Consider the following 12,336-nt stretch of genomic DNA (forward strand, 5'->3'; position numbering starts at 1 on the left):
CCGATGCGGTCATACGTCGTCACGACTGACAGTATGCCTCGTCACTCACCACCTACCGTTGCTGATGAGCCATCCACAAGTATTGACAATTTCTCGACCGGGGAGCGCCAGCGGAAGTACGCCAGCGCCCGTGCCCTGGCCTCCACCACCGCCATGCGCGCGTCACGCTCGGCGGGGTCGACGTGCGAAGCCTGGCCGGTCGCCTGGCCTTCCCACTTCCGGTAGAGGAGTCCCACCTCCTCCGTGAACCAACCGCGGCTCACGGAGTTCAGCGCGAGGAGGAGGCCGGTGTCCTCGGACGCCGGCAAGGCCATCCATCCGCCGAGCGCGAGCAGGAGATCGCGCCGGACGAAGAGCGTCGCCGGGTGGACCTGGGCGCGGAAACCGTTCGTCTTCCAGAAGTCGAGCACCGCGCCGCGCTCGATCGGGCCGTTGTCCGGGTCTCCGGGGAAGCCGACCGTGGAGCCGTCTGGCATGAAGTCCAGGACTCGGGAGGTCGTCCATCCGATCGACGGGTCGCCTTCGAGTACGGCCAGGTCACGGGCCAGCGCCCCCGACGTCAGTTGGTCGTCGGCGTCCAGGACCTTCACGTACTCGCCCTCGGCGTGCGCCAACGCAATCGTGCGCGCAACGCCAGGGCCGCCCGGTCGGCCCTGATGGAAGGTCACTCGGGCGTCGTCGGGTACGTGCGGGGCGACGGCATCCGTCTTCCCGTCTTCCTGGATCACCCAGTGCCATTCCCAGCCCTCGGGCAACTCCTGTTCGCACAGCGACTTGTACGCCTCTTGCAGGAACGGTGCCGAAGGGGCGTGGACGGCCGTGACGATGATGATGCGCCGGCTCACGGCAGCACTCACCACCTTTCCAGGGGAGTGGTGAAGAGCAGCTCCGTGCGGTCGCCGGGCAGCGTGACGTCGGAGATGTCTACAACGCGGTCATGGATGTCGTACGACGTCTTCCGAAGGAGGATCACCGACGTTCCTGGCGGAAGCTCCAGCTCCTCCGCTTCCTCCGGCGTCGGCGGGCGTGCTGTGAACCGTTCCTCGATGCGGTCCAGCTCGATGCCCACTGTGAAGAGCTGGTTCTGGGTACCGCCGGGCCAGGGTTCGTTGCGGTCGTCCAAGAGGTCGGGGTTCTCGGCGACCATGTCGCGGACCAGGTACGAGGTCACCAGGTTGAACGGGGCCGTCTCCGCCGCATACCGCGTCCGGTAGGTCCGTTCGAGAAGTGCGGTGCCTTCCGGGACGCCGAACGCCTCCGCGAGATCCTTGGGCGCCTTGATCTCGCGATACTTCGCGTAGAACACGAGGTCCTGGAGTTCGAGGCCGGTGTCGCGCTCCGTGGCTCCGGTCTGGGCACGTTGGGTCAGGGGTTTGCGGGCACGGTTCTTTTCCCACTGGTGGCGCCTGTTGTCGCGGACCGCAAGTGTCCGGGGGCGGCGGACGAAGTTGCCGCGGCCGTGCTCCTTCTCGATGAGCCCTTCCTCGCGCAGCACCCGGAGCGCGTCTCGGACAGTCGGCACGCTCCGCCGGTAGACCTCCGCGAGCTTCGTCTCCGACGGCAGCCGGTCACCCGGCTTGCGTTCCCCCTCGCGGATGGATCGGCGGAGGTCGTCCGCGATCACTTCGTACGCCTTTGGCACTGGTGCTCACCGATTCGTGGTCTGGGGCCTGACGCGTCAGCCGGCTGGCAAGCCAGTAAGCCAACAACTCCGACATCAGCCTATGACTCCTAAAGAGGTCTTGACGAGTGGGGTGACCCGGTGGGCGGACGCCGCGCGCGTCGCCGACGTCCCGGCCCGACTCCCGGAGGGGGACTCGATGAAGATCACGATCGGCGATGTCGTTCGAGATCACCGCGACATGGCCTTGGGCAGTGTGGTGGGCGTCGCCGACCACAGCGACGGAAAGCTCGTAGCGTTCTGCGTCTCCGGTACATCGGTCCGCCTCAGCCGGTCCGGACGACCTGGACATCGTGGCTCGCTGCACCCGGCCGATGACGCCGCTGCGCAGGCGGCTGGCCAGTATCTCCTTCGTCATCGCACTTCTCGCCGCGGTCATCAGCGGCCACGACGCCCGTGCGCTGGGCGCCGACTGGCGGAAGACCTCCGTGGCAGCCCTCGGTGGCTACGTGCTCGTGGCCATCGCGTACCACCTGGGCGGCCGCCTCGCCGGCCCCCGGCGCTTCCGCGTCTGAACACCCCACGACCCGCGGTCAGTGGCGGTGGTCGACGGGTCAAGGAAGCCCACCGCCTCTGACTCTCCGATCCATCCCATCCAGGACCCAGGAGAGATCCATGCGTACCTACGTCGGAGCCCAGGAAGCCGTGACGGCTTCCGAGTTCGAGGAACTGGCTCACGGCGCCGAGGAGTACGTCCTCGACGACTTCCAACAGCGCACACGATCCTTGCTGACGCGGTCGACGAAGGGCTCCGCGACTCCAACCCCGCCGCGAAGCGACGGGGGCGCGGAAAGCGCGCGGGGAAGTCTCGCAACCGCGCGCCGGAGAAGGTGGTGACCGACGCCCTCGGCATCCTTCTTGTCGCCGAGCAGGCTTCGCTCCTGTCAGGGCGCGACGACGAGTTCGTAGCGATGGTGCTGAAGGGCTGCACGGGCATGCGGTGGGGCGAAATCGTCGGCTCGGAAACGGAGTTCGTACGCCCCGCAGCGGTACGGATCGAGTGGCAGCTCTACGAGCTGGACACAGGGCAGTTGCACCGTTGCCCGCCCAAGGACGACTCGTACCGGACCATTGACGCGATGGACTGGCTGATCCGGCTGGTCAAGGGGCACATCGCGCGATATCCATGCTCCACTCCCCGCTCACTCCCGAGACGGTTCAGAGAACGCATCAGGCCCGGTTTCCGTTCTGGAAACCGGGCCTGATCTGCGATAAGTATGGCCATCGCCACGAAGCGCGGCTCTACTCCCGCGGCGGACCGGAGAGAGTTGGCTGACCGGGGCCGTCAGGCTAGGGGAAGGGGCCTATTGCCTTAATGCGGACCATTTGCCCCGCTGTATCGAAAAGTCCCGCGTCATTGGATGCCTGGTAGTGGATGAGCTCACGGCAACCACCGGACGGCGAGATCTTGCCACGTCAGGGTGTGTGATGAGCGCTTCCGCACACCCCTGTCCACGTTGTTCATGTTCTCTGCAGGACATGCAAGCGCCCGACCGCTGGCGACGGGGGATGCACCAGCGATCGGGCTGTGGCCAACAGTAACAAGGCTGCTTGTGCGGCGGGAGTCGACTGCTCAGCTGCACCGAGGAGGTGTGACCGGGATCACGCAAGCGCTGTTTGCAAGGGGGTGGAAACAGAGAACCAAGGGCGCTGCAGAGCGAACCGGAGGCATCCGGCCTGACGGTCGGGGGCGTGCCGTTGGTTGAGACTCGGCGCCGTTACCGACCGCACGGAGGCTCGTACGAGAGGCGGGGCAGATACTCGTGCCACTTTTCCGGCGTCAGAACGCCCCGAGTGATCGAGCAAATGCGACGAATTGCCTCGTCGACGTCCAGGTTCCACAGCCGGACGGTATCGGCGCCGCTCGACACTCCGAGCATGTGGCTGTTGGGACTGAACGACAAGAAATTGCCTGTTTTGGCGTTGGGGCTCATCGATTGACCGATGGGCGCGGCCCTGGACGGGAGGGTGACGTTCCAGAGCCGGACCGTGTCGTCGTTGCCGCCGCTCGCCAGGGTGCGGCCGTCCTGGCTGAACGTCAGCGACACGACCGCTTCGGTGTGGCCCGTGAGGGTGGAGCCCAGCCGGGTTGCCTTGAGGGGGTCGGTGACGTCCCAGAGCCGGACCGTGCCGTCGTCGCTGCCGCTGGCCAATGTATGGCCGTCCGGACTGTAGGCGAGCGCGTTGATGGGTCCCAGGTGCCCCTTGAGAGGCGCGCCGAGTTGGGCGGCACGACGTGGCTCGGCCACGTTCCAGAGCCGGACGGTGCCGTCAGCGCTGCCGCTGGCGAGAGTTCGGCCATCCGGGCTGAAGACAAGGGCGTTGACGTAGCCCGTGTGACCGGTGAGCGGCACGCCCAGCGGAAGAAGGTGGGACGGGTCGCTGACGTTCCACAACTGTATGGTGCGGTCGTCATGGGCGGTTGCCAGCGTGCGCCCGTCCGCGCTGAATGCCAGCGCGTCGGGGCCCGCGAACCGTGTCCGCAGCGCGACGGGCAGCCCGTGGGGAGCAGGCCGAGTCGGGTCGGTGACGTTCCACAGCTGTACTGCGCGGTTTCCCGTCAGCACCGCGAGTGTGTTGCCGTCGGGGGAGAACGCCAGCGAACGCACGTCACCCTCCCCGGGCATGAACGGTTTGCCCAGCAATACGGGCCGGTTGGGAGTCTCCACGTTCCACAGTCGAACCCTTTCGTCGCGCGCGGCCGTGGCGAGCACCCGCCCATCCGGGCGGAACGCTCCGATTCGGCCGATCATGTCCGACGTCGGTATCGACCACAGGCGGACCTTGTTGTCACCACTTCCGGTGGCGAGGGTTCGTCCATCGGGGCTGAAGCCCACGGCGTACATCTCGCCACTGCTGCCCGCGAGAGGCTCGCCGACCTGCGACGGGTATGCCGGATTACTGACGTTCCACAGGCTCGCCGTGCTGTCTGCGCTGCCGGCGGCGAGCATGGTTCCGTCGGGGCTGAAGGCCACTGACCATACGGGACCGGTGTGGCCGGTGAGCGGAGCGCCGAGCGGTGTCGCGTGACGTGGGGCGGCCACGTTCCAGAGCCGGATGGTGTCGTCCGCGCTGCCGCTGGCGAGAGTGCGGCCATCGGGGCTGAAGGCCACGGAGTGCACCGTGCCGTTGTGGCCGGTCAGCATCGCGTCGATCGGCGTCGGATGACGCGGATCGGCCATGTCCCACAGCCTGATCGTGTCATCATCGCCACCGGCTGCCAGCGTCCGTCCGTCTGGGCTGAATGCCACGGAGCGCACGGCGGCGGTGTGGCCGGTCAAGGCACCGAGCGTCCTCGGCCGGCGCGGGTCGCCTACGTCCCACAGGCGAACGGTGTGATCTTCGTTGGCGGAGGCCAGAGTGTGTCCGTCCGGGCTGAAGGCGAGCAGGTAGATCGTGCCGGCATGGCCGGTCAAGGGAGCACCGAGCAGGTGCGGGTGGCTGGGATTCCGCACGTTCCACACCCGGATCGTGCCGTCGTCCGAAGCGCTGGCGAGGGTGCGGCCGTCCGGGCTGAAGACCGCGCTGCTCACCCAACTCGTGTGACCGGTGAGGGGCTTGCCCAGGGGTTTGGGGCGAGTCGGGTCTGTCACGTCCCACAGTCGAACGGTCCGGTCGTAGCTGGCAGTGGCCAGGATCCGCCCGTTCGGGCTGAACGAGGTGAGGTAGACGGCGCCGGTGTGGCCGAGAAGCGGTGTGGCCAGCGGCGCGTTCACGATCGAGATCAACCGGTTGTTCGTGCCCTCGTTGTCAGACCGCAAGCGGTGTGCCACGAGGTCGAGTTGAGCGGACAACGACGGATCCGTGTACTGGACGCGATCGGCTTCGGCGAGCACCTGCTCGAACACGGCATCGTCCCGCTGCTGCCACGCGACCACCGCCGAACCGACGGCCAGCACCGCCAGGACGACTAGAGCCGACACCGCACTACGGCTGATCCAGACTGTCCGCTTGCGCAGCCTGACCGAAGCAGCCAGGAATTCCACTGCGCTCCGGGTCAGGAGGGTGTCACCGGCAGATTTTGCCCAGTTGTGGGCCTGTTCCAGACGGGATCCCCGGTAGAGCAGTGACGTGTCGCGGTCCGAGCCCTCCCAGGCCCTGCCGTCCTCCTCCAGCCGCTGGCGCAGCAGGTGGTCGTTCCTGTCCTCGTCGATCCAGTTGCGCAGGCGTGGCCAGGCGTGGAGCAGCGCTTCATGGGTGATCTCCACGGTCTCCGCGTCGAGTGTCACCAATCGGGCGCGAACCAGTGCTTCGAGCGATTCCTCCGTCTTGTTGGGGTCCGTCGACTCCTCCGCCAGTTGGCGCCGCGTCCCCCGCCTACGGGTCGCCTGGGTGTCTTCGCCCAGCCGGACCAGCCTGAGGAGGAGCAGTTTCGCGGCCGTGCGTGCTGCCGGGTCGAGGCTGGACCAGGCCCGCTCGGCGGTCGCCGCCACCGCTCCCTGGATTCCGCCCGCCGCGCGGTAGCCGGCCAGCGTCAGCCTTCCCGCCTTCCGTCGCTGCCAGGTGGCGAGCAGGGCATGGGAGAGGAGCGGCAGCACCCCCGCGTCGTGCGCCCCACGGGGGCCGTCAGTACTCACTTCCCGAACGATCAGCTCCGCCAGCCCCGGTTCGAGTTCCAGACCCACGGCCTTGGCCGGGCCTGTCACCGCTTCGCGCAGCTCCGTGGTGGTCAGCGGCCCGAGCACCATGTGCCGGTGTTGCAGCGCGTCGGCCAGTTCGGGATACCCGAGGCACTGCTCGTAGAAGTCGGCGCGTATGCCGAGGACCACGAGCACGGGGGCTGCGTCACCCGGGTCGGCGGGCGAGCACGCAGCGTGGAGGAGCTGGATGAAAGTGCGCCTGTTCGCCTCGTCGGGGCAGAGGGTGAACGCCTCCTCGAACTGATCCACGATGACGACCGGACGGGCGGCTGAGGATGTCTCGCGTTGCGCCCATGCCGTGACGGCCTCCCTCACCGCATGCGCGAATTGCGGAGTACCGGGCTCCTTCGCCGCCGGATCCTCCGCGGCAGGGACGACGTGCGCGAGATCAGGGATCCGGTGGGTCAGTTCCGCGAGGGGATCGCCTCCCGGCACGAGCTGGAGCACCTCCCTCGCCTGGCTGCTCTCTTCGCCCGGTGCGCCGTTCTGCAAAGTGGGCACCAAGCCGGCGTTCAGCAGGGAGGATTTTCCCGCCCCTGATGCGCCCACGAGCATGACCAAGCCACCTGTCTTCTCCGCCGCGCGGAGCTGGGCAACGAGGGCATCCGTGCTCCGCTCCCGACCGAAGAACCACCCGGCGTCCTGCTGGCGGTACGGAGCCAGCCCCCGGTAGGGGCACACACCACCGGGGACGGTCGGGGCTTCGTCCGGGGGGCGGTCCTTCTCCTCCCCGGATGTCGCGGGGCGGTCGCCGACCGGGTCGGCCACCGCGCGCTCCCACAGGCGCTGCCACTGGGCCAGGTCGTACAGGCCCGTGGACACCGGCGCGGGCCGCGAGCGCCGTGCTTCGGGGACCAGGATGTGCAGCACCGCTGCGAGGGCGGCGAACTGGGCCGGCACGTTCTTGGCCCGTCGCCAGTCACTGATCCGCTGAGCGGACACCCGCACGGGCCGCCCTCGTTCGTCGACCCGCTGAAGCCGGACGACCGCTTCGGCCACGCTCTTGAGGGGAGGGTTGCCGGCCTCCTTGTACAGCAGCGCGAGACGTTCCGCGAAGGCTGTGCGTGCCCCTGAGTCGGAACTCAAGGCCTCCACCCCTTACTTCCCCCGCACCTGGACATCCGGACCGGAAAACTCACCTTATACGGCTGACCTGCGGTTAAGCCCTTGGTCCGACGCCGGAACCTCCTCGGCAGGAGCCACAGCTGGCAGGATCTCGACGCAGCAGCGAACCAACCGCGCATCGGCCAGACAGGCCACCAGCTCAGCGCTCGGAGAGGCAGCTCATGACGCCGCATGTTCTCGGTCAGCTTCCGCTGGAGTTGCGAGACGGTGGCGAATGGAGTTGCGAGACGGTGGCGACGGTCTCGCCGCGTGGGCTTTGAGGGATTCGCGGAGCCGGTCCTATACGGACTGCTATCGCGTCGGCCACGGGTCCGGCCTTTCCTCGATCCGCGCCCGTTCGGCGCGGATCGACGCCGCCCGCATCGTTCGGCACCGGTCCCCACGAGGGGAGGGACCGGTGCCGGACGCCCTGGGAGGACTCATCCAGGGCCACGAGATCAAGGCCAGAGCACCCCCGCGTCGGCGGGGACGACGGGTCGGCGGCTCGTCTGGGCGGGCGGAGTTGCGGAACACCCCCGCGTCGGCGGGGACGACACGTACTTGTAGACCGGAGGGTGGCCGTGCGTCGGAACACCCCCGCGTCGGCGAGGACGACATCCACCGTTCGAGTGAGCGCCACGCAGGCACCGGAACACCTCCGCGTCGGTGGGGACGACGGACGGCCAGTCCAGATCTCACGCAGCGTGACCAGTTTGGTGATGAAAGGGGGCGGCCGGTGCGCTCCCGGACGTAGCATCCCCCGAATGACGACCTTGGCCGATGAGACCATCCATTCGTTCCGTATCGGCATACCGGTGCCACGCTGCGGCAGCTCTCCCATTGGCGCCGTGCTTCCGGCAAGCAGGGCGCGCTCCTCGTGCCTGAGATCTCCGACGCCCGATCCTGTACTCCTTCCGTGACGTGGTGGCCCTGCGGGCATGCGTGAAGCTCCGCAATGAGACGTCGCTGCAGAAAATCCGCAGGGCCGTGGACACACTCAGGGAGGACCTGGGCGAGCGGGAGCACACCCTGTCCTCCTACGCGCTCGTGGTGGGACCAGACACGATCTACCTGGCGGAGCCCGACCAGGCAGTCGATCTGATCAAAGGCGGGAACGTGGTCATCCACCAGTTGGTGGACGTGCTCGCGCCCTTCTATAAGGGTGGCCGCCACATCCCCGACCTGCTAAAGCCACGCGACCACGTTGCGGTCGACTCCGCAGTGCGCGGCGGTGAGCCGGTCATCGAAGGGACACGGATCCCGGCAGCAGAGGTAGCTGCCCTGGTGAGGGACGGTGTCCCTCCCGACCGGGTCAGCGACTTCTATCCAGGCGTCAGTACTGCAGCTGCGCGCGACGCGGTCGATTTCAGCGACTACGTGGACAGCTACGGCGATGGCTCTCGGCAGGTTGCCGCTTGAAGCTGCTGCTCGACGAGAACGTCCCCAGACCCTGCGCATCCTGCTGACCGCGCACGACGTGGTACACGTCCATGAACTGGACGGTTGGGCCAGCACAAAGGACATCGAGCTGTATGCGAAGGCCAAGGCGGAGGGCTTCCAGGCGATCATCACCAATGACGCCAAGCAACTGAACCGGCCCATGGAGGTGGAGGCGATCGCGCGTCAGGACTCCACCGCATCCAGTACCGCCAGAACAACAAGCACGGTGGCCTGGTCGGCCTCGACACCGCCATAGCCACCGTGTGCGCGCGCTGCCGCACGCCATTGCCGAACTCGAAGGGGCGGATGGACAGCGTCTGGTGTCCCTCACGGCCGTCGACCCCTCGCGCCACAACCGTCTCCAGATCATCGATCCGAAGGCATCTCCGCCGAAGCACTTGCCAGGCCGTGGCGCCTGATCCGGCCATGGCCGACTCCGCGCTCTACTCGTGCCGACCGTCGTTGGTCAGACTGCCGTACAGGGACGACGGGGGAGTGGAGGCCCGAATGGCGGCTCGGCGCGGACGAGGTGCGGCTGCGCGGAGGCGGAAGGAGGCGCGGCTGAAGCGGGCCGCAGCGGGCGGGTGCGGTGCGATGGTTCTCTTGGTGGTGTTCTGGCCGGTGGCCTGGCCTTACATCACCGGGGCCTTGTTGCTGGGCGGCATGGGCATGGCTGGCTGGTGGTTGTGGCGCACAGACGGGTTGGCGCGTGAGCGGGACCGTCTCTGGCGGCAGGCTGACATGCTGCGTGCCGGGCGACGGACGCTTGCCGAGGTGGACGCGATGACGGGCACGGAGTTCGAGGAGCTGGTCGCAAGCCTCTGCCGACGGGACGGGTGTACAGAGGTGTGCCGGGTGGGCGGTGCGTACGACAACGGAGCTGATGTCGTTGGCCGCCTTCCGGACGGCCGGACCATGGTGATCCAGTGTAAGCGGTACGCGCCGACCAGCACGATCGCCAGCCGTGAAATGCGCGACCTGCTGGGGGCCAAGGTGCACTTCGGAGCCGACGTGGCCGTGTTCGTGACGACCACGCGGTTCAGCCGACCCTCCGAGAAGTTCGCGGTGCAGCACGGAATCCTGGCCGTACACCGCGATCACCTGGGACTGTGGAATAGCGGGGCCTCCCTGCTGTCGCTCGGCGAAGTGAACGGAGGCGGTCAGGGCGGCGCCCGTCACCGGACGCGGTGGAAGCAGGCGTACGGAGAGTGACCCTGCTTCGGGAGGCCACGGAGACGGAGTACGGGGTCACACTCTTTCAGCCTCGCCGATGTCGTACAGCCTCCAGGCAGGCCAGCGGGTGGCTTCGTCTCCCTCTTCGCCGCTGCCCAGCAGTTTCCGGCGGTGCAGCATCAGCCGCAGGTGGCGTGCCGCGTCGGCGTCCTCCTCCGGTCCCCGATCAAGCAGTACGGCCCTGGGCGCGGTGCCGTCGGCGCCTCGCACCAGCGCGTCCGCCGGATGTCCGTGGACGCTCTCGCCCAGGGTGACGGTGGCTCCCGCCTGTCGAGAGAGCACCTGGTAGAGGCGCTTGAGTAGTACGTCCCCGTCGTCGCGGGGGTGTGAGCCATCGTGTTCCGCGGCGTCCAGCAGGGCGGCGGCCACACCTCTCCGCTTCCGCCAGAGGTCTTTGTCCCCCACCACGATGAGGTGGCTGCGTGCCCGCGTGATGGCGACGTTCCAGAGGTTCAGCTGGTTGCCGACCCATTCGACCGCGCAGGGCGGGTCGGTCACGGGTGTCAGTGAGGACGGTCAGGCTGCCTTCGTAGAAAAGGTCGTTGGAAATCGCGGCGATGTCCGGATGGCAGCGGAAGTGCTCGTCGAGAAGCAGCGTGCCGCCGACGGACCTCTCTGCGGCGTGGAAGGCGGAGTGGCGCCGGTAGGCGAGGCGGTGCTTCTCCAGCCAGTCGGATCGCAGTCCGACCCTGCGCCGGATGAGGGCCTCGCGCTCTGGGCCGGTCTTCGTGATATGCGCGAGCTGCATGGCGTCGCCGATGACCAGGGCGCGCCGCGCGCGGAAGAGCAGCGGCAGGACGTGCGGGATGGCGCACTGGCTGGCCTCGTCGATGACGACGAGGTCGAACAGGGCCGGGGCGAGAGGGAAGCGCCGGGCGGAGAGACTGGTGACGGCCCAGCCGGCCACCGCGGGTTTGTCCGTCTGCCCGTGTGCGCGGCCCAGGACTTCACGCACCGCGGGCCAATCGGTGCGGTCGCTGTCCCGGGCACGCAGCAGGTCCAGGATGCGGCGGCGTCCGGCCCGGGCGTTGGCCTGGACCGTGCTGCCGAGGAGGGTGCGCGAGGCAGCCTGGACGGCGGTCTCGGCATCGTGCAGTGCGCCGGCGAGTGCTGTGTCGTCCACGAAGGCCACCTGTCCGTGCACGTCGCGCCAGTCCGCCTCGGCGGCGGCGAAGCCGGCGAGCGCGAGGCAACCTTCGACGAGGTCGTCGTCGTACGCACCCAGGCCGGTCCTACGGAGGAAGCGCGCCCGGCGCCATGACCCAAGGAACCAGGCGCGGGCGAGGCGGCGTGCCCTGTCCTCCACGTCCTTCGGCTGCGGTAACCCGCCGAGCAGGCCGTGGAGTGCGCCGATGGAGACGCCGAGCTGCCCGGCGTGCTCCTCGCGGGCCTCGCCCGCCCGGCGCAGGTTCCGCTCCGTTGTGGCGATGCGCGCGAGGTCGTGCTGCACTTGCGCCAGGCGGTCGGCCGCCACCTCGACGTCCATGGCCGCCGTAGCCACGTTGGGAGCGGGCTCCGCGACAGCGCGCAGCTCGTGCAGGGCGGCGGCCTCGGCTTCCGCGTAGCTCGTCGCGTTCTTGCGGGCCGAGCCGGTGCGTACGACACTGCCGGGAACCAGCTTCTCGCAGCGGCGCCAGACCTCGTCCACGGCCTCGTTGTTGGTGGACGCCACCAGAACGGTCTGGCCGCTGGTGACTGCGGTGGCCACCAGGTTGGCCACCAGCTGGCTCTTGCCGGTGCCGGGCGGGCCCGTGGCCACGGTCAGGCGGCGGGTCATGGCGGAGTGGACGACCGCGGCCTGGGCCTCGTTGCAGGGCAGGGGCGTCACCAGGTGCGTCGGCTCTGGATCCGTCAGGGCGAGTGCACGGGTGCGCTCCGAGGCGTCGGGCGCGAGGGCGCCGAGGGCGGTCGCCTGGATCCGGTCCGTATTCTTCGCGATGTCGGCGAAATCGTCGAGCAGCCGCTTCGTGAAGCCGGTTTCGGGCAGGGCCGTGAAGAGGACTGCGGTGTTGCGGGCACCATGGCCGGGCGTATGGATGTCGATGCGGTCCGCGAGCTGGTCGGGGTGGAGTTCCTGCACGCACGGCAGCTCGAACTCCTGCGTGAGGAGGGTGTGCACGTCCACCGCCATACGGTCGTGCTGACCCCGGTGCCAGGAGGGCTGGTACGTGTCCGCGAGCTGGGCGGCCTGCTCCTCGCCGAGCCAATCGAGGGCCAGCCGAGGATGCGGCTGGACAG

Annotated in this window: 8 protein-coding genes and 1 pseudogene; 5 read left to right on the plus strand and 4 right to left on the minus strand. The window is 68.4% G+C overall.

Annotated elements, in window-relative coordinates:
• Positions 1-41 precede the first annotated feature (41 nt).
• Together ABZV31_RS37555 and ABZV31_RS37560 are read right to left on the minus strand one after the other, a co-directional pair.
• A complete protein-coding gene (locus ABZV31_RS37555; RefSeq protein ID WP_355901324.1) occupies positions 42-845 on the minus strand; it encodes a glycosyltransferase family 2 protein in 804 nt (267 codons plus the stop codon).
• Between the two features lie 8 nt (positions 846-853).
• Positions 854-1,642, minus strand: a complete 789-nt coding sequence (locus tag ABZV31_RS37560; protein WP_355901325.1) for a GntR family transcriptional regulator — start codon at positions 1,640-1,642, stop codon at positions 854-856.
• Positions 1,643-1,974: 332 nt separating this feature from the next.
• Between ABZV31_RS37560 and ABZV31_RS37565 the strand changes: the two genes are divergently transcribed.
• Together ABZV31_RS37565 and ABZV31_RS37570 are read left to right on the plus strand one after the other, a co-directional pair.
• On the plus strand, positions 1,975-2,196 hold the full coding sequence (locus tag ABZV31_RS37565) for a hypothetical protein (protein WP_355901326.1): 222 nt from the start codon (positions 1,975-1,977) through the stop codon (positions 2,194-2,196).
• A gap of 216 nt (positions 2,197-2,412) precedes the next feature.
• Positions 2,413-2,802: pseudogene (locus ABZV31_RS37570) on the plus strand (LacI family transcriptional regulator); the annotation flags it as partial.
• Positions 2,803-3,399: 597 nt separating this feature from the next.
• Here ABZV31_RS37570 and ABZV31_RS37575 read toward each other — a convergent pair.
• On the minus strand, positions 3,400-7,416 hold the full coding sequence (locus ABZV31_RS37575; RefSeq protein WP_355901327.1) for an AAA family ATPase: 4,017 nt from the start codon (positions 7,414-7,416) through the stop codon (positions 3,400-3,402).
• 933 nt (positions 7,417-8,349) lie between these two features.
• On the opposite strand from ABZV31_RS37575, the gene ABZV31_RS37580 reads away from it, so the two are divergent.
• The 3 genes from ABZV31_RS37580 (at position 8,350) to ABZV31_RS37590 (ending at position 10,077) form a co-directional block, all read left to right on the plus strand.
• Positions 8,350-8,844 (plus strand): DUF433 domain-containing protein, encoded by a 495-nt coding sequence (locus ABZV31_RS37580; protein ID WP_355901328.1) that lies wholly within the window; start codon positions 8,350-8,352, stop codon positions 8,842-8,844.
• A complete protein-coding gene (locus ABZV31_RS37585) occupies positions 8,819-9,121 on the plus strand; it encodes a hypothetical protein (RefSeq protein ID WP_355901329.1) in 303 nt (100 codons plus the stop codon). The genes ABZV31_RS37580 and ABZV31_RS37585 overlap by 26 nt, the downstream gene beginning before the upstream one ends.
• Positions 9,122-9,459: 338 nt before the next feature.
• Positions 9,460-10,077 (plus strand): restriction endonuclease, encoded by a 618-nt coding sequence (locus ABZV31_RS37590; RefSeq protein WP_355901330.1) that lies wholly within the window; start codon positions 9,460-9,462, stop codon positions 10,075-10,077.
• A 187-nt stretch (positions 10,078-10,264) separates the two neighbouring features.
• Here the strand turns inward: ABZV31_RS37590 and ABZV31_RS37595 are convergent.
• Positions 10,265-12,336: AAA domain-containing protein (locus ABZV31_RS37595; RefSeq protein WP_355901331.1), on the minus strand; the 2,072-nt coding region annotated here is incomplete at its 5' end.

The sequence above is a fragment of the Streptomyces sp. NPDC005202 genome, from assembly GCF_040608235.1.
In the GTDB taxonomy this organism is placed as follows: domain Bacteria; phylum Actinomycetota; class Actinomycetes; order Streptomycetales; family Streptomycetaceae; genus Streptomyces.

What these genes read in the sequence shown, in the direction of transcription:
- ABZV31_RS37590 (WP_355901330.1), top strand. Translation starts at nt 9,460, where the DNA reads ATGGTTCTCTTGGTGGTGTTCTGGCCGGTGGCCTGGCCTTACATCACC.
- ABZV31_RS37585 (WP_355901329.1), top strand. Translation starts at nt 8,819, where the DNA reads ATGGCTCTCGGCAGGTTGCCGCTTGAAGCTGCTGCTCGACGAGAACGT.